Raw genomic sequence first — 20,589 nt, 5'->3', positions numbered from 1 at the left:
AAACCTAATATAAGGTTGAAAAGCTAACAAACGAAAGCTGATTAAAACAATAGGCAGCACAGGGCAACTAAAATCAGCAGAAGCTGTATATAATAAGCCCGGAAAAAAGAAAATCTGGAAAGAAAGAGGAGGCATGAAAATGTCGATTAAGATTGCACTTGCAGGTAACCCTAACTGCGGCAAGACCACATTATTCAATGCACTGACCGGCTCTAACCAGTTCGTTGGTAACTGGCCTGGTGTAACAGTAGAGAAAAAAGAAGGTAAACTGAAAGGTCATAAGGATGTAACCATCATGGACCTTCCTGGTATTTATTCCCTTTCCCCATACACACTTGAGGAAGTGGTTGCCAGAAATTACCTGATCAATGAAATGCCAGATGCGATCATCAACATCGTAGATGGTACAAACCTTGAGCGTAACCTGTATCTGTCCACACAGATCATGGAGCTTGGAATCCCGGTAGTTATGGCTATCAACATGATGGATCTGGTTCAGAAATCCGGAAACAAGATCCACATTGACAAATTAAGCAAAAAGCTTGGCTGCGAAGTAGTTGAGATTTCCGCTCTGAAAGGAACCGGAATCATGAAAGCTGCTGAGAAAGCAATCAGCGCAGCACAGAGCAAAAAGAAAACAATTCCGGTTCACGAATTTGCACAGGATGTTGAGGATGCGATCAAATCTGTTGAGAATAAGCTGACAGGAACTGTTGCAGAGGCTCAGAAACGTTTCTTTGCAATCAAGCTTATCGAGAAAGATGACAAGATCGTAGAGCAGATGAAGAGTGTTCCGGATGTGTCTTACGAAGTAAAGGCTCTGGAAGATAAATTCGATGATGATACAGAGAGTATTATCACAAACGAGCGTTATGTATATATCTCTTCCATTATTGGACAGTGCTATACAAAATCCTCTACAGGAAAGAAACTTACAACCTCCGATAAGATCGACAGAATCGTAACCAACAGATGGCTGGCGCTTCCGATCTTCGCAGTTGTAATGTGGGTTGTTTATTATGTGTCTGTAACCACTGTTGGAACTATTGTAACAGATTGGACAAATGATGTACTCTTCGGTGAGATTATTCCTCCGGCAGTTGAGTCTGCTCTGGAAGCTGTAAATTGCGCTGCATGGCTGCAGGGACTGATTCTTGACGGTATTGTTGCCGGTGTTGGCGCTGTACTTGGTTTCGTACCGCAGATGCTGGTTCTGTTCCTGTTCCTTGCATTCCTTGAGTCCTGCGGTTACATGGCTCGTGTTGCATTCATCATGGACAGAATCTTCCGTAAATTCGGTCTTTCCGGAAAATCCTTTATTCCAATGCTGATCGGTTCCGGATGTGGTGTTCCTGGAGTTATGGCTTCCCGTACAATCGAGAACGACCGTGACCGTAAAATGACAATTATGACCACAACATTTGTTCCTTGTGGTGCGAAGCTCCCGATCATTGCAATGATTGCAGGTGCATTCTTTAACAACAGCGGATGGGTTGCGACAAGCTGTTACTTTGTTGGTATCGCAGCAATCATCTGCTCCGGTATTATCCTTAAGAAAACAAAAATGTTCGCTGGCGAGCCGGCACCATTCGTTATGGAGCTTCCGGCATATCACTGGCCAACCGTTGGCAATATTCTGAGAAGCATGTGGGAGAGAGGCTGGTCCTTCATCAAGAAAGCCGGTACCATCATTCTTCTTTCCACCATCGTTCTCTGGTTTCTTATGGGATTCGGCTGGGAAGGCGGTTCCTTTGGAATGGTAGAAGAGCTGAACAACAGTATTCTTGCCAAGATCGGTTCTGCAATCGCCTGGATTTTTGCTCCTCTTGGATGGACAAAAGCAGGAGAAGGCTGGAAGATGGCAGTTGCTGCCGTAACAGGTCTTATTGCAAAAGAGAACGTTGTTGCTACATTTGGTATGCTCTTCGGATTTGCTGAGGTTGCAGAGGATGGAGCTGAGATCTGGGGAAATCTTGCACAGGTAATGACTCCTATTGCAGCATACGGATTCTTGGTATTCAACCTTCTTTGTGCTCCTTGTTTCGCAGCTATGGGTGCTATTAAGAGAGAGATGAACAATGCAAAATGGTTCTGGTTTGCAATCGGCTATCAGTGCGGTCTTGCTTATGTAGTTTCCCTTTGCATTTATCAGATTGGTACACTGCTTACAGGCGGCGGATTTGGAATCGGAACAGTTGTTGCATTCGTTCTGGTTGCAGCATTCCTGTACCTGCTGTTCAGACCATATAAAGAGAGCAACAGCTTAAAAGTTAATACAAAGAGTATTGCTTAAGCAAAGTTGTTAAAAATAATTCAGCCTGTATCCCTTAAAAGATACAGGCTGGAATTTTTATATAAGGGGAAATCACCATATCTTTTCACTTTGGAAAAAGATGCTCTGCAGCAGTGAAGGCGTGAACCGTTATGGTTTCTCCTTATATAGAAATTCCAGCCCTGATATAAAATCATACAGAAATCAAAAAGGATGGCGATGAAAATGATGAAAAACGCAGTTGAAGAAAAAGCATATGAAAATCAGGAAGCATATCAGCGGACACAAATGCAGAAAGATATGATCCTTGAACGATTACGCGAACAAGGCTGCAGGATCACCAGACAGCGCCAGCTGATACTGGATATTATTCTGGAGGAGGAGTGTTCCTGCTGTAAGGAGATTTATTACAAGGTGCAGGAGAAAGACCGAAATATTGGACCTGCCACAATTTACCGTATGGTAAATATGCTGGAAAAAATCGGCGCCATCAGCCGAAAGAACATGTACCGGATTTCCAGCTGTGCAGCATGCTGCCAGGAAAATGGCTGCACGGTAAGACTTAGCGATGCTACTGTCTGTAAGCTGCCTTCTGAAGTCTGGAAACAGGTTGTAAGAGAAGGATTGAAAAATATGGGCTATATTGGAGATCAGGATATTGAGAGTATTGAGATGACCATGTCAAAGTGCGGTGCTTGAAAACTGGCATGATAGTATGAAGGCATATAAAAATAGCAGTTATCCAGGGGAGAGAGTTAGAGCCTGTTTGAAAAAGCATTCCCGCAATCTGCACGCTCCTCTTTGCGGTATATTTCACTCAAATTGTGACGTACATCTTGCAGAAAGTTTTTTCAAACACGCCCTAAAACAGGGAGATAATGAGAATATTTCTCGATAAGCAAAATAGTACTGGGAATTTCAGAAAACCTGATATATAATACCAAAATATTGAAAAACAATTAACAACAATAGCGTTTCACTATAAGGAGGAATTTAATCATGGCAAGTTTTAAATGGGACAAGACAGGACTTTTTGCAGCAGGTGTTTTATTCGGAACAGCAGGTATCAAGCTTCTTTCCAGCAAAGATGCGAAAAAAGTTTACACAGAGTGCACAGCAGCTGTTTTAAGAGCAAAGGACTGTGTAATGAAGACGGTTACAACTGTTCAGGAAAATGCAGGTGATATCTATGCAGATGCACAGCAGATCAACGAGGACAGAAAAGCAGCTGAGGAGCCGTTTGAGGATGAGGCAGCTGAAGGCGAGACAGAGTTTAAAGAGACTGATGAAGCTGAAGAGGCTGAGACAGAGGAAGCTGCTGAGTAATCTGGCAGTGTAATACCTTGCAAACATATTGGGGACTGCCGTTTTTGCGACAGTCCTCTTAATCGTTGCTGTTCCTTTGAAAAACTCTGCGAAATATTTTGGTGAACAAACCTTACTAAAATTTCGAAGAGTGTGGCGCGAAGCGATTACGGTAAACGTAATGAACAGTAACTCTTGCTTTGAAGAAAAAGTAGGTGAACAAGTTGAAATTTACAATTAAACATGAGAAAAAAGGACGTATCAGAGTCCATCTTTTTCAAAAATATATGAATTTTACCCAGGCAGATACCCTTCAGTATTACTTGGAAAATCTGGATGGAGTAAAGAAGGCCCAGGTCTTTAATCGTACCAGTGATGCTCTTATCTATTACACTGGAGAACGGAATGAACTGTTAAAGGCAATTCAGGCATTTGGTTACAGCCGTGTCAGCGTACCCGCTCAGGTGCTGGAGAATTCCGGAAGAGAATTAAATGAGACTTATAAGGAGAAGCTGGTAAATAAAGTTATTTTCCATTACGGACGCAAACTGCTTTTGCCATATCCATTGTCTGCAATCTATACCACTGCAATGTCTGTGAAATACATCTGGCTGGGAGTCAAGACACTCTGGAAGCGTAAGATCGAGGTTCCGGTTCTGGATGCAACTGCAATCGGTGTTTCTATTTTCCGCGGCGACTTCTCCACAGCCGGTTCTGTTATGTTCCTGCTTGGAATCGGAGAACTGCTTGAGGAGTGGACCCACAAGAAATCTGTGGATGATCTGGCACGTACCATGTCTCTGAACACTGGTAAGGTATGGCTTCGCAGTGAAGGTACGGAAGTGCTGGTGGATGCAGACAAGATCCAGGCCGGAGATATGGTTGTAGTACATATGGGAAATGTGGTCCCATTTGACGGTTTGATCGCAGAGGGCGAGGCTATGGTAAACCAGGCTTCCCTGACTGGTGAATCTGTTCCTGTAAGAAAAGTGGAAGGAAATTCCGTATACGCAGGTACGGTTGTGGAAGAGGGCGAGGCTGTCATTACTGTAAAAGCAGTTGGTGGTTCCAGCCGTTATGAGAAAATCGCAGCCATGATCGAGGATACTGAGAAACTGAAATCCGGTCTTGAGAGCAAGGCCGAGCACCTGGCGGACAGACTGGTCCCATACACACTTGGCGGTACTGCACTTACTTATCTGCTTACCAGAAATGTAACCAAGGCTGTTTCCGTATTGATGGTTGATTTCTCCTGTGCCCTGAAGCTGGCAATGCCGGTTTCTGTACTTTCCGCTATCCGGGAGGCAGGAGAATACAAAATCACTGTGAAAGGCGGTAAATTCCTGGAGGCAGTTGCGGATGCCGATACGATCGTATTTGACAAGACTGGTACGCTTACCAAGGCAGAACCTACAGTAGCTGAGGTTGTCCCGTTTAATGGACAGAACGAAAATGAACTGCTAAGAATTGCAGCCTGCCTGGAAGAACATTTTCCCCATTCCATGGCGAAAGCTGTTGTAGACGCAGCGAAGAAGAGAAAACTGGATCATGAGGAAATGCATTCCAAAGTAGAATACATTGTGGCTCATGGTATTTCTACAACCATTGAGGGGAAAAAAGCAATCATCGGAAGCTCCCATTTTGTATTCGAGGATGAGAAATGTACCATTCCGGAAGGCATGGAAGAGAAGTTTAAAAATCTTCCAAATGAGTATTCCCATCTGTATCTTGCAATTGAAGGCAGTCTTGCAGCTGTTATCTGCATTGAGGATCCTCTCCGTGAGGAAGCTCCTGCAGTTGTAAAAGCGCTGAAAAAAGCCGGATTCAGCAAGGTGGTTATGATGACCGGAGACAGTGAACGTACAGCCAGGGCTGTTGCTGCCAAGGTCGGCGTTGACGAATATTATTCTGAGGTTCTTCCGGAAGATAAAGCAAGCTTCGTGGAAAAAGAGAAAGCAAAAGGACGCAAGGTTGTCATGCTGGGTGATGGAATTAACGATTCCCCGGCACTTTCTGCAGCTGACGCAGGTATTGCAGTAAGCGAAGGCGCTGAGATTGCAAGAGAGATTGCAGACATCACTATCGGTGCGGATAATCTGGAAGGTATCGTAGTTCTGAAGCATATCAGTGACGCGCTGATGAAGCGTATCCACAATAATTACAGAACGATCGTAGGATTTAACACTGGTCTGATCCTGCTGGGCGTTGCCGGAATCCTGCAGCCGACTACCTCAGCATTGCTTCACAATACTTCAACATTGCTGATCGGTATGAACAGTATGAAGAATCTGGTGGGCACTGAGGAAATCTGAACGGATGTGTCGCGCATTGCGGACATTGTAAAAAAATCGGGTTCTGATTGCGGGAATGATTTTTCAAACACGCTCTGCGGTAATAGTGGAACTTCTGAATATAATCAGAGAGTTAATGAGACTGTTTTTCATTAGCTCTCTTTTTTTTGCTTAGTACTTGACAGAAATAAAGGATTAGTGTAAACTAACACCATAAAAGTTAGCATAAGCTAACCGAAGCGTAGAACTATAAAAATATATAATCAGCACATTTTACATAAAATAAAATGTAAAGGACTGCAGCAACTAAAACATATTTCAGAAGTGCAGGCGTTACTGGGAAGGTTGTAAACAGTAAACGGAAAGCTTCTAATTTTTTTAACAAAGGGTTAGAACAGACTAACGAAAATAAGGAGAAAACATTGCATGGAAGCAGGGAGGTTTCTTCATTTTCAGAAGCTTCAGGAAACCCGGAAAGGACAATTTACATGAGTATTGTAATCATCGGCGGAAATGAGAGAATGGTATGTCAGTATACCGATATCTGCAAAGACTATGGATATAAGGCGAAGGTTTTTCCAAAAGAGAACGGCGCCATCCGTAAAAAAATCGGATGCCCGGATCTGATGGTGCTTTTTACCAATACAGTGTCCCATAAAATGGTCATCAGTGCATCCCAGGAAGCAAAGAAAAACAACATTCCGGTAGCGCGCATCCATACCAGCAGCGCAAGCGCCTTAAAGTGTGCATTGGATGAGCATGCAGTGATGGCATAAAGAAGAATTTGCGAGCCACATTCGCAAAGGGGTTATAGTATTTTGAATGCAGCTAATGACAGGAGTTTATCATGATCGAGAAATGTCTCATTGAGCACTGTGCTCCAACCCTCGCTTCACTAAAAGCAGCCAATCTTTTTAATGCCTGCTGTGAAGAGGGAGAAAATATAAACCTTCAGATTATTATGTGGAATCAGTTGATGAATCAAAAGGGTGTGAAGCTGTTGGCACTTCGCAGCCGTGGCAACCGTTCACTGGTTTATGTATACCGGGAAAAACAGCTGGCACAGAATCTGAATCGTCCCGGAGTTGCCCGGTTTCTGAAGCAATATGGATATGAAAATACAGAACCGGAACAGTGCCTGGCGTTATTGAAGAAGCGCTTTGAGGCATCAGAGGATTTCCCACATGAGATTGGGATATTTCTTGATTATCCACTTGGGGATGTAATTGGTTTTATCCAGAATGGCGGACAGAATTATAAATGTTCCGGCTGCTGGAAAGTATATTGTAATGAATGTGAAGCATTGAAAATGTTTCAGAAGTACCATAAATGCCGGGAAGTTTACCGGAATCTATGGGCAAAAGGCAGGAGTGTTCTGCAGCTGACAGTGGCTGCTTAACATACAATGAAAGTCCCCTATGGGTGATGGTTAAAAAGCGATAAGGGTCGCGGAAAAGCTGACTTTCGTTATTAAAGTGCCGGATGTGGAGGAAACAAACATAAATGATCTCGCAGGCTGGCAATAAAATTATAAAAGAAAGAGGTTAAATGAAGTTATGAGTAAAGTAGCAGTTGTATATTGGAGCGGAACTGGTAATACAGAGGAAATGGCAAATAAAGTAGCGGAAGGTGCAAAAGCTGCAGGAGCTGAGGTAGAAGTGATCAGTGCAGATGATTTTGATGGAACAGATATCAGCAGTTTTGACGGTGTAGCTTTCGGATGCCCTGCAATGGGAGATGAGGAGCTTGAGGATTCCGTATTCCAGCCGGTATTCGAAGCATGTGAGCCAAAGCTTGCAGGCAAAAAAGTAGCGCTCTTCGGTTCCTACGGATGGGGAGACGGCGACTGGATGCGCAGCTGGGAAGAAAAATGCCAGAACGATGGCGTTGCACTTGCTGTTGACAGTGTAATCTGCAACGAAGAGCCAGATGATGAGGCTCAGGCAGCCTGCATTGAGCTTGGAAAAGCTATCTGCTGATTGGAACTGTTTTTGAAAAAAACAGAATATAGATTATTATAACAATAATAACATTTACAGCCGCTATTAGTGCAAATAACGTACTAATGGCGGCTGTTTTGATGAAACTTAAATAAATTGACCGAAATCCCGTCTGGGAGTATAATTGTGTCAGAAAAGTGAAACAGTAAAAATCCCCATAAAAGCCAAAGTTCACCCCTCTGTTCAAGGCCTTCCAGATAAGGTAAAATGAAGATTACAAAGTGGGAGATCATCACAAAACGGATTTGTTGCCTATTTGTGACATCACTATATATGAGAGTCAGCTGTAGAGCGGGACTTTCACAGGATATTACAGTATAAAAGGAGAAAACAGAAATGGCAGTTACAGAGAATAAATATCAGCTTGGAACAGCTGAAAACCAGAAATTTCTGCAGGATGTTAGAGATGGCTTATTAAGCTTCGGACATCAGTTTCCGTCACCAGGAGGAAGCTCCTATTATCTTGGAGATGACGGCACTCCCTGGAAAGACCGTAACCGTGAAACCTGGATCACAAGCCGTATGACACATGTGTACAGCATTGGTTCCATGCTTGGACATGAAGGCAGCGAGGCATTGGCTGATGCAGCGTTGAAGGGGCTTAGAGGCGAGCTTCACGATGATCAAAATGGTGGTTGGTATGCAGGTCTTACAAAGGACAATGAAATTGTTCCAACCAAGCAGTGCTATGCCCATGCATTTGTAATTCTGGCAGCTTCTTCCGGCGTGTTGGCCTGCAGAGAAGGGGCAGAAGAGCTTCTGAAAGATGCGCTGGCACTTTATGATCTGAGATTCTGGAACGAGGAAGAAGGACTTTCCTGTGATACCTGGAACACAGAATTTACAGAGCTGGATTCCTATCGAGGCTTGAATGCAAATATGCATACCGTTGAGGCGTTTCTTGCCGCAGCTGATGTGACCGGGGATGAGAAATATCGTGTACGTGCAGGCAGGATCATCGACCATGTTCTGGTATGGGCAAAGGACAATAACTGGCGTATACCGGAGCATTTTTCCAGTGACTGGGTACCGGATTTGGAATGCAACAAAGACCGTCCGGACGACCAGTTTAAGCCATACGGCGCAACTCCGGGACACGGAATTGAGTGGGCAAGACTGATCACACAGTGGGCGCTTTCTACATATAAAGAGGACAAGGCTGGCGCAGCACCTTATATTGAAGCTGCAGAGAATCTGTATAATCGCGCAGTTGCTGACGCATGGAATGCAGACGGTGCACCGGGAATTTGTTACACAACAGACTGGAACGGCAAACCTGTAGTCCATGACAGAATGCACTGGACTCTTGCAGAAGCAATCAACACCTCTTCCGTTCTGTTCCATGTAACAGATAATGAGAAATACGCAGCAGATTATGCAGAGTTTATGAAATATCTGGATGAGAAAGTTCTGGATCACGTAAACGGTTCCTGGTTCCACCAGCTGGACAGAGAGAACAATCTTCTGGAGACCGTATGGCCTGGAAAGTCTGATATTTATCATGCACTGCAGGCTACATTGATTCCATATTATGCTCCCGGTCTGTCCATTGCAGTGGCAGTGAAGAAGCAGGCAAGATAAAACAAAAATATTTTGTAACTGAGAAGGTTCTGACCAGGTACAGTGATAAAATTAATGGGGAGGCTTTGCCTCCCCATTTTGGACTTATTAGGTAAGTCAGTGAAGTCTGGAACGTAAGCGGACATTTCAAACACTCACGGTAAACTTCATTCATCCCACCCATCATACAACCGGATGTTCACCTGGATATTTCTGACCACATCCTCATCTTCTAATTCCATATCATCTGGATCTGTGATCGGAGGCAGCTCTGGAACTTCTTCGGAGAGCTCTACAGAAATCCAGTCGAATGCAGCAGCGTTAGCGCTTTCGATAGCTTCGTCTAAAGTGTCTCCTTCTCCGAAGCAGCCTTCCAGGTCTGGGAAAGTTCCCTTATAACGACCATCTTCGGTTTTCTTAAAAACAGCAGGATATATAAATTTCATGATAAACCTCCCGAAAATAAAAATAACATATTGAAAATTAATTTCAATTATAAGCGTTTGAGCTGGTAAATACAAGATAAGAAAAAACTTGTATTTAAGAAAATACGAAACGAGAAAAGACGTGGCAGCGGAGCCAAAAAGAATCTAAGAAACAGGATTGTCAAATATAGGGGAAAATGATATTCTTACAGCAAGAGACTTTAGAGCGTGTTTGAAAAATCATTCCCGCAATCTGCACGCTCCACTTTGCGGTATATTTCACCTGAATTCGGTTGCCGTAGCCCGCTACGGCGCCCTCATCCGAGCGAAATCTCCCACAAATTGTGACGAACATCTTGCAGAAAGCCTTTTTCAAACACGCTCTAGCCGGTTCGGAACTGAAAGAAAATGGCGCGGCTTTATAGAAATATACCTGCCGGAGGTGAAATCTTGGAATTTCAGCATGAATTGATCATACCAAACGAAGGTCTTCCTTTCAAAATCTTTTTATTTGAAGGCGGACACGGCAATTACGAAAGAGAAAAACACTGGCATACCTCAATTGAGATTTTTGCAGTGCTAAAAGGCAGACTGACTTTTTTTCTTAATGAAGAAGAGTACCCCCTGGAGGCTGGCGGGCTGATCATCATCAATTCCAATGAGATCCACTCCATTCACGCCCCCAGGAAAAATGAGACTGTGGTTTTGCAGATTCCACTAAAGCAGTTCGAAAAATATTTTACTGCCCAGCGGTTTATCCGATTTACAAGTGCAGCCCGTGTAGCAAAGGATCAGAAGTCCAAGGCTCCGGATAACCGGAAGCTGGCATTTTTTATTGAGGAGCTTTATAAGGTGTACCGTGCCCGTGAAGAAGGATGGGAGTACCGGACTATGGCACTGTACTACAATATTTTGTACCTGATGGTAAGGGATTATCGTGAGACCGAGGCTGCACAGGAGGAAATTCAGGACAGCCGACGACTGGATGCTTTGTCAAAAATTACCACTTATATGCGTGAGCATTATACAGAAGAACTGAAACTTTCTGAGATGGCAAATTTATTTGGCTATTCAGACGCTTATTTGTCGCGAATGTTCAAAAAGTATGCAAAAATCAATTTTAAGACTTATTTACAGGAAATTCGCATGTCTTATGCATGTCGGGAACTGATGAATACAGAGAAAACAGTGAGCCAGATTGCCCTGGACAACGGTTTTGCCAGCAGCAGAGCCTTTTCCAGAGAGTTTCAGAAGAAATATAACAGACTTCCAAGCGAAGTAAGACAAAAATTTAATACAACTCCAAAAGAATAAAATGTCAAAAAAGTGCTATAGATAAGACAAGAAAACCGTCGTAAAGCATATCAGAATATGGTATGCTTTTTTCATGCAGAAAGAACCAGGGCAGACTGAGATCAGCAGCTGGTTCGGGAATCTTGAGTATGAGCATGTTGGACTGCTGTGAGAGTGGCAGATAACAGCCATGTCCGCATTCTGATATGCGCAAAAGGAGGTTAATCGTGAAGATTCAGAAAGTAACAGATCCGGCATTCCGTAAATATGGACAGGTGCTGGAGGGATACGACTTTACAGGTCTTATCAAGGAGATGAAACACACTCCGGTTCCAGAGGACGTAATCTATGTTCCATCTGTTGAGGAGCTGGAGGCACTGGATATTATGAAGGACCTACAGAACAAGGGATACGGCGGGCTGCCGGTCCAGATCGGATACTGCAACGGCCATAACAAGAAGCTGAATGCAGTGGAGTATCATCGTAATTCCGAGATCAATGTAGCGGTTACAGATCTTGTCCTTCTTATCGGACATCAGCAGGACATTGAGCTGGATCATACCTATGATACATCTAAGATCGAGGCATTCCTTGTACCGGCAGGAACCGGAATCGAGGTATACGCTACCACACTTCATTACGCACCATGTCATGTGAATGAGGGCGGTTTCCAGTGTGTTGTTGTACTTCCGAAAGGAACTAACACAGACCTTACTTTCCAGACTGAGAAGACGGGAGAGGACAGCTTGATGACAGCCAAGAACAAATGGCTGATCGCACATGAGGATGCGAAGATCGCTGGCGCATTTAATGGTCTGAAGGGTGAGAATATCACAATTGACTGATAAAATAATTCATAGTTGCTCATTTTTTTCAGAAGATAAACCGACACGTTGTTGGTGGGTAACTACTAAAGTCTGTTTGAAAAATGAATATTGAGACCTGAGGAGCTTACATAGCTACCACAATTGAAAGTTTCTTAAAAAATTAAAATATGGAGGAATACCTATTATGAACAATATACCAGTAGTAAAACTTGGATTAATCGCAGTAAGCCGTGACTGTTTCCCGATTCAGCTTTCTGAGAAGAGACGCGCAGCTATCATGGACGCTTACAAGGGTGAGCTTTATGAATGTCCAGTAACTGTTGAGAATGAGAAAGACATGGAGAAGGCTCTCGAGGATGTAAACAAAGCTGAGTGTAATGCACTTGTTGTTTTCCTTGGAAACTTCGGACCAGAGACTCCAGAGACCCTGATTGCTGAGAGATTTGACGGACCTTGCATGTATGTAGCTGCTGCTGAGGGCGATGGCGATATGATCAATGGTCGTGGTGATGCTTACTGCGGTATGCTGAACTGCTCCTACAACTTAAAGATGCGTCATCTTGAAGCTTATATTCCGGAATATCCGGTTGGAACTGCAACTGACATTGCTACCATGATCGCTGACTTCGTACCAGTTGCACGTACCGTTATCGGTGTTCGTAACCTGAAGATCATTACCTTTGGACCACGTCCACAGGACTTCTTCGCATGTAACGCACCAATCAAAGGACTCTATGAGCTGGGTGTTGAGATCGAAGAGAACTCTGAGCTTGACCTTCTGGTTGCTTACAAAGAGCATGAGAACGATCCTCGTATCCCAGAGGTTTGCGCAGATATGGCAAAGGAAATGGGCGAGGGCAGATACTATGCTGACCTTAGTGAGAGAATGGCACAGTTCGAGCTTACTCTTCTTGATTGGGCTGAGGCTCACAAGGGCGCCAGAAAATACGTTGCATTTGCTGATAAATGCTGGCCTGCATTCCCGTCACAGTTTGGATTTGAGCCATGCTATGTAAACAGCCGTCTTGCTGCAAGAGGAATCCCGGTATCCTGCGAGGTTGATATCTACGGAGCTCTTAGCGAGTACATCGGACTTTGCATTTCCAATGACGCTGTTACACTGCTTGACATCAACAACTCCGTTCCTCAGTACATCTATGATGAGGATATCAAGGGCAAATATGATTATAAGCTTACCGATACATTCATGGGCTTCCATTGCGGAAATACTCCGGCCTGCAAGATGTGCGATTCCAGAGCTGTTAAATATCAGCTGATCCAGCACAGACTTCTTGAGCCGGAAGGATCTGAACCAGATTTCACAAGAGGAACTCTGGAGGGTGATATCGCTGCTTCTGATATTACATTCTATCGTCTGCAGTGCAACTCTGAGGGAGAGCTTGTTTCCTATGTTGCAGAAGGTGAAGTTCTTGACGTACCTACAAGATCCTTTGGTGGTATTGGTATCTTCGCAATCAAAGAGATGGGAAGATTCTACCGTCACGTATTGATCGAGGGTAATTACCCGCATCACGGTGCAGTTATGTTCGGACATTATGGAAAGGCATTCTACGAAGTAGTGAAATTCCTTGGACTTGATGTTAAGAAGATCGGTTACAACCAGCCAGCTGGTGTAAGATATCCTACAGAGAATCCATGGGGCTAATGCTTAAATAAACAGTAAGTAATTGCTGTGTACAAAGTTGAGAGCAATGTAGAATGATTGCTTCTTGCTTAAAAAAGCAGGAAGGGACGATTTGAATAGAATTATAGGCGTATATAGAAACGGCCGTACCACTTTATGCGGTACGGCTGTTTTTAGAATAGGCGGGCAGAGCATTCTAAGAGAGTTCTGTCCGGAAAGCCTAGAAGGAACGCCTAAGGCATGAACTTAAGGAGGATAAAAATGTATTTTATCGGTGTTGATCTTGGTACTTCCGCAGTAAAACTTCTTCTTATGGAAGAATCCGGAAAAATCTGTAATATCGTATCAAAAGAATATCCATTATTTTTCCCGCATCCGGGCTGGTCTGAGCAAAATCCGGAAGACTGGTATACCCAGAGTATGGCTGGTATGAAAGAACTGACAGAGGGCATTGACCGCTCCCAGGTTGCCGGAATCAGCTTCGGCGGACAGATGCATGGACTGGTAACTTTAGATGATCAGGATCAGGTAATTCGTCCTGCAATTTTGTGGAATGACGGACGTACTTCTGAAGAGACAGATTATCTGAATAATGTGATCGGAAAGGACAAGCTTTCCCAGTATACTGCAAATATCGCATTTGCCGGCTTTACTGCTCCGAAGATCCTGTGGATGAAGAAAAATGAGCCAGAGAAATTTGCAAAAGTTGTGAAGATCATGCTTCCAAAGGATTACCTGGCTTATCGTTTAAGCGGCTCCTTCTGCACAGATGTATCTGACGCTTCAGGTATGCTTCTTCTGGATGTAAAGAATCGCTGCTGGTCTAAAGAAATGATGGAAATCTGCGGTGTGAAAGAGGAGCAGCTTCCGAAGGTTTATGAGAGCTGGGAGGTTGTTGGAACACTGAAGCCAGAGGTTGCTAAAGAGCTTGGCTTCTCTGAGAATGTAAAGGTTATCGCTGGTGCTGGAGACAATGCGGCAGCAGCTGTTGGTACTGGAACAGTTGGTGATGGACAGTGCAATATTTCCCTTGGTACTTCTGGAACTGTATTTATTTCCAGCAAGAATTTTGGTGTAGATGAGCACAATGCCCTTCATTCTTTCTGCCATGCAGATGGAAGCTATCATCTGATGGGATGTATGCTCAGCGCTGCTTCCTGTAATAAATGGTGGGCCGAGGAGATTCTTGGAACGAAGGACTTCGCAGCAGAGCAGGCGCCTATCCAGAAGCTTGGTGAGAATCACGTATTCTTCCTGCCATACCTGATGGGCGAGCGTTCCCCACACAACGATCCAGATGCAAGAGGCGTATTCTTCGGTATGTCCATGGACACCTCAAGAGCAGATATGACTCAGGCTGTATTGGAGGGAGTTGCTTTCGCACTTCGTGATTCTCTGGAGGTTGCAAAGAGTCTTGGAATTAAAATTGAGCGTACCAAGATCTGTGGCGGTGGTGCAAAGAGCCCGCTGTGGAAGCAGATTATTGCAAATGTTATGAATATTAAGGTTGACGTTCTGGAAGTGGAAGAGGGACCATCCCTTGGCGGTGCTATGCTGGCAGCAGTAGGATGCGGTGTTTATCCGGACGTTGAGACTGCTGGTAAGAAGCTTGCAAAAGTAGTGGATACTGTAGAGCCTACTCCAGAACTGGCTGCGAAATATGAGGAGAGATACCAGAAGTTCAAAGAACTGTATCCGGCTATGAAGCCGCTGTTTAAGAATCTGTAAGAGATGTAGCAAGCATATTCGGCTGTAAGAGCGAAGTCTACAGTTGTAATGTTTAAGAATCTGCAAGAGATATAGCAAGGCGGACATAATTTGGTTTAAAACGGATTAATAGAATGGTGATTGTGTTGAATGTGAAATAATTAACACAATCACCATTTTTGTATAGTCATGATCCTATAAAACAAATTTTTCCAGAACTTCTGCAACACCATCCTTATTGTTAGTGCGTGCAGTGATATAATCCGCAGACTCTTTCACGCCATCTGGTGCATTTGCCATGGCAACGCCAAGGGCAGCATAGCGGATCATGGAGAGGTCATTGAAACCGTCGCCGATAGCGATAGTTTCAGCGGGGGTGAAATCGTAGAGCTTACCAATGCAATCAATAGCTGCAGCCTTTGACACCTTACTGCTGAAGAACTCCAGATAGAAGGGCTTGGAGGTGCAAAAAGTTACGTTATGAAAATGAGCTGTTTTCCGTAGCTCTTTTTCTATTTGCTGAATTTGGGAAACATCGTCATACCAGAGAATTTTCGTAATCCCCTGCGCCAAAAGCTCGTCGATAGATGGCATGAGAAGGGGCGTTACCTTGGTAGCCTGGCTGTATTCCTGAATCCGGTCATTCAGCTTGTTCCCATATAATTTATTGTCCGACCAGATGCACATGGTAGTATCATAGTTCAGTCCTGCTTCCAGAATCAGACGCGCATCGTCAGCTTTCAGCTCCTGTCTATACAGAACGCGTCCGTCAGCAGAATCCAGGATCATAGCCCCATTATAAGTGATCACAGGTCCCTGAATGCCCAGCTGTTTCTGATAGCGCTCCACTCCCTGAATGGGGCGCCCGGTGCAAATGGAGAAAATCAGTCCCTGCGCGGCTGCCTGCCGGATTATTTCGATGGTGTATGGTGTAATTTCGTTTTTGTCATTTAATAAAGTACCGTCCATGTCGGCGGCTGCAAATTTATAGATCATAGTGCCTCCTGGAATATATGGTAAATTAGTTTTGTGAGCTGAAATGTCCCTCGCAGGCAGAGTATCCTGCTGGTTATATTTTCTTATTATAAAACGAAGATAGTGCAGGAATCAATCACTTTGAATGGTTACATGTGAAGATTCACATGGATTTCGGGAAAAGATGCCTTGATTTCGGCATTTAAGAGAATTGTTTTTTTGTTTGCAAAATGGTAAAATAATTGGGTGCTGTAAAAGCGGAGACAGGCAGGCTGAGATTGTGAAACAGTCATGCCTTTGGGACTTTTACAAAAATGAAAAATAGAAAAGTGATGAGGTGTAAAGCTATGCAGGAAATGAAGCCAGTTAAAGAAGGCAAAGTACGCGAGATTTACGACAACGGAGACAGCCTGATCATGGTTGCGACAGACCGTATCAGCTGTTTTGATGTGATCCTGAACAACGAAGTGACGAAGAAAGGCACTGTTCTTACACAGATGTCCAAGTTCTGGTTTGATATGACCCAGGATATCCTGCCGAACCACATGATTTCTGTTGATGTAAAAGATATGCCGGAGTTTTTCCAGCAGGATAAGTTTGACGGAAACAGCATGATGTGCCGCAAGCTGGATATGATCCCGGTTGAGTGCATCGTTCGTGGATATATCACTGGAAGCGGCTGGGCAAGCTACCAGAAGAATGGTACAGTTTGCGGAATTACTCTTCCGGAAGGTCTGAAAGAGTCTGACAAGCTGCCTGAGCCTATTTACACACCTTCTACCAAGGCTGAGATCGGCGACCACGATGAGAATATTTCTTTTGAGCAGAGCGTTACCCATCTTGAGAAATACTATCCGGGACATGGTCAGGAGTATGCAGAGAAGATTCGTGATTACACCATCGCATTATATAAAAAATGTGCTGAGTATGCTTTAAGCAAAGGTATTATTATTGCAGATACCAAATTTGAGTTTGGACTTGATGAAAATGGTAATATTGTTATTGGTGATGAGATGCTTACACCGGACAGCTCCAGATTCTGGCCGGCAGATGGATATGAGCCAGGTCATGGCCAGCCATCCTTTGACAAGCAGTTTGCCCGTGACTGGCTGAAAGCAAACCCGGACAACGACTGGACTCTTCCACAGGAAATCGTGGACAAGACAATCGACAAATATCTCCAGGCATATGAGATGCTTACAGGGGAGAAGCTGAAATAAGTAATATACATAATACTGCCAGGGCGTCTGTCCCTGGCAGGCTGATAAAATCCTTTATTTTATTTTCAAAGGATACACTTTGCTTGTATGTAAAAAGCGCCCGGGAGTTTGGGTCTCCCGGGCGTTGATTTTTGTGAGCAACGTGCCAAATCCATGTTTACACGGAAACCTGGCTGACATGTAAAAATCAGAACAGTCCTGTGATCTTACCTGTTTCGTCTACATCGATTTTCTCAGCAGCCGGAACCTTTGGAAGACCTGGCATGGTCATGATCTCTCCTGTGAGGGCTACGATGAAGCCTGCACCTGCAGAAATCTTCAGGTTACGAACAGTTACTTCAAAGCCTGTCGGAGCACCAAGCTTGGTCTGGTCATCTGTTAAGCTGTACTGTGTTTTTGCCACACAGATCGGGCAGTTTCCGAATCCAAGCTCTTCCAGCTGTTTTGCCTGCTTCTGAGCATTAGCTGTAAGAACAACTCTCTTACCGCCATAGATTTTCTGAACGATCTGGTTCAGCTTATCTTCGATAGAGCCTTCAAGCTCATAGGAATATGTGAAGTCGTTTGGCTCTTCAACAAGACGGATTACTTCCTCAGCTAATTTAATACCGCCTTCGCCGCCTTTTGCCCATACTTCAGAAAGTGCAACATTAACGCCAAGCTCTTTACATTTTGCTTCTACCAGGTCAAGCTCTGCCTTGGTATCTGTCGGGAATGCATTGATTGCAACAACACATGGAAGCTTGTAAACATTTTTGATGTTGCTTACGTGTTTCAGAAGGTTTGGAAGACCTTTCTCAAGAGCCTCAAGGTTCTCATTGTTAAGATCAGCCTTCGGAACGCCGCCATTGTATTTCAGTGCACGGACAGTAGCAACGATAACAACTGCATTTGGTTTCAGACCAGCCATACGGCATTTGATATCAAGGAATTTCTCGGCACCAAGGTCAGCACCGAATCCAGCCTCTGTGATGGTGTAATCAGCAAGCTTCAGAGACATCTTGGTAGCGGTTACGGAGTTACATCCGTGAGCAATGTTTGCGAATGGTCCGCCGTGAACGATTGCAGGTACATGCTCCAGTGTCTGAACAAGGTTTGGTTTCAGAGCATCTTTCAGAAGTGCTGTCATAGCACCCTCTGCATGAAGATCACCAGCTGTTACCGGTTTCTGCTCTGACGGTTTGCCATATGTATAACCGATGATGATTCTGGAAAGTCTTTCTTTCAGGTCTTTGATATCACTTGCAAGACAGAGAACAGCCATGATCTCGGAAGCTACCGTGATGTCATAGCCGTCTTCACGAGGCATACCGTTTGTTCTTCCGCCAAGTCCGTCTACTACATTACGAAGCTGACGGTCGTTCATATCTACACATCTTCTCCATGTGATCTTACGTGGGTCGATGTTAAGAGCATTGCCCTGGAAAATATGGTTATCGATCATTGCTGCAAGAAGGTTGTTTGCTGCGCCGATTGCGTGGAAGTCACCTGTGAAGTGAAGGTTGATATCTTCCATTGGAACTACCTGGGCATATCCGCCGCCTGCTGCACCGCCTTTTACACCGAATACCGGTCCAAGGGATGGCTCACGAAGAGCTACCATAACGTTCTTGCCAAGCTTCTGCATAGCGTCTGCCAGACCAACTGTAGTAGTGGTTTTTCCTTCTCCGGCAGGAGTCGGGTTGATAGCGGTAACCAGAATCAGTTTGCCATCTTTCTTATCTGTTTCTTTCAGAAGATTGTAGTCGATTTTTGCTTTGTATTTACCATACTGCTCAAGATATTTGTCCTCAATACCTGCTTTAGCTGCAATCTCAGTGATTGGTTTCATTTCACATTCCTGTGCGATTTCGATGTCACTTTTAAACCCCATAATAAAAGCTCCTTTCGTTGTGTAAGATTAAATGGTTTTTATATGACCGCTTCTTAAAAAGACAACGGTATTTCCCTCATGTCAGAGGTACCTCCCGGTAAAAAAAGGGCAGTATCTGATGATTCAAATACTGCCCAGACGGTCGGCTGGAAATTACTGCCTATGCTGTCTGCAAAATATGGTGCAGCAGCTGTAAACAGTAATCCTCATGATCTGCTCCTGAAGTCCCTGTGGTTAACTCCACGATCCGTCAGTATTCAGAAGCTTTTCAATTGATGTGTTCATTGTATCATTAAAAAAACATTTTGTCAATAAATTAACAGACAGCATTATTGTCAAAAAAGACGATGTATATTTGTGAAAAATAACAAATGCTTTGAACGTGGATAAAATCTACCCGAATTGAAAAATACAATCTCCGCTTCTGACTTCATAAAAATTTTATGACTTGGATAGTTGCGTATGAGGGCAAGTATTGTTAGAATAGAAAATGCACAGAGCCTGTTTGAAACAGGATAATGATTCGTGGTTTTATATAAGAAAGGTTGAATAATTGAATGAATAGAACAGAATTTCTGGATACATTGAGAAGTCAGCTGTCCGGACAGATGCATGAGGGTAAGGTGGCGGCGCATGTGCGTTACTATGAAGATTATATTCAGTCACAGGTACGTAGTGGACGCGATGAGCAGCAGGTTCTTGATGAACTTGGAGATCCCAGGCTGATCGCCAGGACTTTGCTGGATACAGATGTGGATAACGGGCAGCTGGATTATGAGGAGTACAGCACCTATTCGGATGACGCACAGAATACCCAGAGCTCCAGCCGGAATCATGTACATGTATGGCGGTTTGATACCTGGTACAGCAAACTTCTGGGCGTGGTGATCCTGCTGATAGTCGTCTTTTTGCTGTTTCATATTCTGGTGGCAGTGATTCCGTTTTTTGCGGTACTGGCGTTGATTTTGTTTATTGTGTCACTGATAAAAAATCGGAATTAACATGATACTATGAACGTCACGAACGGCAGATGCGGGAGTGTCGCAGGCGCACAGCAGCTGATTTTCATATATAGAGATGTCGCCGATAGACGACATGTCCGTTTTGTAACAAAAAAATGTCGGACATGCTTTAGAGAATCATATGTTACTGTTCACTCCGTTCACAGTAACGCGCTTCGCGATGCACAGAAATCA

At 44.0% G+C, this 20,589-nt stretch carries 20 protein-coding genes, 1 pseudogene and 1 riboswitch; of the genes and pseudogenes, 16 read left to right on the top strand and 5 right to left on the bottom strand.

What is annotated here, in order from left to right:
* Positions 1-139: 139 nt before the first annotated feature.
* Both feoB and LIZ66_RS20185 read left to right on the top strand, forming a co-directional pair.
* Positions 140-2,293, top strand: a complete 2,154-nt coding sequence (gene feoB / locus LIZ66_RS15305; RefSeq protein ID WP_195380206.1) for a ferrous iron transport protein B — start codon at positions 140-142, stop codon at positions 2,291-2,293.
* Positions 2,294-2,485: 192 nt separating this feature from the next.
* Positions 2,486-2,767: pseudogene (locus LIZ66_RS20185) on the top strand (transcriptional repressor); the annotation flags it as partial.
* 76 nt (positions 2,768-2,843) lie between these two features.
* Here LIZ66_RS20185 and LIZ66_RS20180 read toward each other — a convergent pair.
* On the bottom strand, positions 2,844-3,089 hold the full coding sequence (locus LIZ66_RS20180; RefSeq protein WP_368072557.1) for a DUF6783 domain-containing protein: 246 nt from the start codon (positions 3,087-3,089) through the stop codon (positions 2,844-2,846).
* Here LIZ66_RS20180 and LIZ66_RS20175 point away from each other — a divergent pair.
* The 7 genes from LIZ66_RS20175 (at position 3,039) to LIZ66_RS15270 (ending at position 9,449) form a co-directional block, all read left to right on the top strand.
* Positions 3,039-3,170, top strand: coding sequence for a DUF6783 domain-containing protein (locus LIZ66_RS20175; RefSeq protein WP_368072558.1), 132 nt, complete (start codon positions 3,039-3,041; stop codon positions 3,168-3,170). The two genes, LIZ66_RS20180 and LIZ66_RS20175, sit on opposite strands and share 51 nt — an antisense overlap.
* Before the next feature lie 101 nt (positions 3,171-3,271).
* Complete coding sequence (locus LIZ66_RS15295; RefSeq protein ID WP_173719160.1) at positions 3,272-3,598, top strand: DUF6110 family protein; 327 nt, start codon at positions 3,272-3,274, stop codon at positions 3,596-3,598.
* A 203-nt stretch (positions 3,599-3,801) separates the two neighbouring features.
* Complete coding sequence (locus LIZ66_RS15290) at positions 3,802-5,889, top strand: heavy metal translocating P-type ATPase (protein WP_227200998.1); 2,088 nt, start codon at positions 3,802-3,804, stop codon at positions 5,887-5,889.
* A gap of 467 nt (positions 5,890-6,356) precedes the next feature.
* Positions 6,357-6,644, top strand: a complete 288-nt coding sequence (locus tag LIZ66_RS15285; protein ID WP_118581906.1) for a DUF2325 domain-containing protein — start codon at positions 6,357-6,359, stop codon at positions 6,642-6,644.
* 71 nt (positions 6,645-6,715) lie between these two features.
* Positions 6,716-7,267: a DUF3793 family protein gene (locus LIZ66_RS15280; protein WP_195478339.1), complete on the top strand. Its 552-nt coding sequence runs from the start codon at positions 6,716-6,718 to the stop codon at positions 7,265-7,267.
* Positions 7,268-7,424: 157 nt separating this feature from the next.
* Positions 7,425-7,847, top strand: coding sequence for a flavodoxin (locus tag LIZ66_RS15275; protein ID WP_118581817.1), 423 nt, complete (start codon positions 7,425-7,427; stop codon positions 7,845-7,847).
* Positions 7,848-8,204: 357 nt separating this feature from the next.
* Entirely contained in the window at positions 8,205-9,449 is a 1,245-nt protein-coding gene (locus LIZ66_RS15270) for an AGE family epimerase/isomerase (RefSeq protein ID WP_195379496.1), read from the top strand.
* 146 nt (positions 9,450-9,595) lie between these two features.
* On the opposite strand, the gene LIZ66_RS15265 is transcribed toward LIZ66_RS15270, so the two are convergent.
* Positions 9,596-9,874 (bottom strand): type II toxin-antitoxin system HicB family antitoxin, encoded by a 279-nt coding sequence (locus LIZ66_RS15265; protein WP_118581811.1) that lies wholly within the window; start codon positions 9,872-9,874, stop codon positions 9,596-9,598.
* Between the two features lie 160 nt (positions 9,875-10,034).
* On the bottom strand, positions 10,035-10,208 hold the full coding sequence (locus tag LIZ66_RS19555) for a DUF6783 domain-containing protein (protein WP_306467822.1): 174 nt from the start codon (positions 10,206-10,208) through the stop codon (positions 10,035-10,037).
* Between LIZ66_RS19555 and LIZ66_RS19550 the strand changes: the two genes are divergently transcribed.
* From LIZ66_RS19550 to xylB, 5 genes are all read left to right on the top strand, one after another.
* On the top strand, positions 10,128-10,325 hold the full coding sequence (locus LIZ66_RS19550; protein WP_308768503.1) for a DUF6783 domain-containing protein: 198 nt from the start codon (positions 10,128-10,130) through the stop codon (positions 10,323-10,325). The genes LIZ66_RS19555 and LIZ66_RS19550 overlap by 81 nt on opposite strands.
* Positions 10,304-11,167: an AraC family transcriptional regulator gene (locus LIZ66_RS15260; protein WP_173717509.1), complete on the top strand. Its 864-nt coding sequence runs from the start codon at positions 10,304-10,306 to the stop codon at positions 11,165-11,167. Before LIZ66_RS19550 ends, LIZ66_RS15260 begins: the two co-directional genes overlap by 22 nt.
* A 206-nt stretch (positions 11,168-11,373) precedes the next feature.
* Positions 11,374-11,991, top strand: a complete 618-nt coding sequence (locus tag LIZ66_RS15255) for a DUF4867 family protein (RefSeq protein WP_226837396.1) — start codon at positions 11,374-11,376, stop codon at positions 11,989-11,991.
* A 166-nt stretch (positions 11,992-12,157) separates the two neighbouring features.
* Complete coding sequence (locus LIZ66_RS15250) at positions 12,158-13,639, top strand: L-fucose/L-arabinose isomerase family protein (RefSeq protein ID WP_227200999.1); 1,482 nt, start codon at positions 12,158-12,160, stop codon at positions 13,637-13,639.
* A gap of 240 nt (positions 13,640-13,879) precedes the next feature.
* Positions 13,880-15,346 (top strand): xylulokinase, encoded by a 1,467-nt coding sequence (xylB, locus tag LIZ66_RS15245; protein ID WP_118581799.1) that lies wholly within the window; start codon positions 13,880-13,882, stop codon positions 15,344-15,346.
* 174 nt (positions 15,347-15,520) lie between these two features.
* On the opposite strand, the gene LIZ66_RS15240 is transcribed toward xylB, so the two are convergent.
* Complete coding sequence (locus LIZ66_RS15240) at positions 15,521-16,321, bottom strand: Cof-type HAD-IIB family hydrolase (RefSeq protein WP_226837394.1); 801 nt, start codon at positions 16,319-16,321, stop codon at positions 15,521-15,523.
* Positions 16,322-16,647: 326 nt separating this feature from the next.
* On the opposite strand from LIZ66_RS15240, the gene LIZ66_RS15235 reads away from it, so the two are divergent.
* On the top strand, positions 16,648-17,520 hold the full coding sequence (locus tag LIZ66_RS15235; RefSeq protein ID WP_173717512.1) for a phosphoribosylaminoimidazolesuccinocarboxamide synthase: 873 nt from the start codon (positions 16,648-16,650) through the stop codon (positions 17,518-17,520).
* Positions 17,521-17,707: 187 nt separating this feature from the next.
* Here the strand turns inward: LIZ66_RS15235 and LIZ66_RS15230 are convergent, their stop codons facing one another.
* A complete protein-coding gene (locus tag LIZ66_RS15230; RefSeq protein WP_195379501.1) occupies positions 17,708-19,393 on the bottom strand; it encodes a formate--tetrahydrofolate ligase in 1,686 nt (561 codons plus the stop codon).
* Positions 19,394-19,518: 125 nt separating this feature from the next.
* Positions 19,519-19,661, bottom strand: a riboswitch (ZMP/ZTP riboswitch).
* Positions 19,662-19,950: 289 nt separating this feature from the next.
* Between LIZ66_RS15230 and LIZ66_RS15225 the strand changes: the two genes are divergently transcribed.
* Entirely contained in the window at positions 19,951-20,394 is a 444-nt protein-coding gene (locus tag LIZ66_RS15225; protein WP_118581793.1) for a DUF1700 domain-containing protein, read from the top strand.
* Positions 20,395-20,589: the final 195 nt, after the last annotated feature.

The sequence above is a fragment of the Blautia faecis genome, from assembly GCF_020554845.1.
Classification (GTDB): Bacteria; Bacillota; Clostridia; order Lachnospirales; family Lachnospiraceae; genus Blautia_A; species Blautia_A faecis.
The sequence above is the reverse complement of the archived record's forward strand: the minus strand, read 5'-3'. Positions and strand labels throughout refer to the sequence as shown.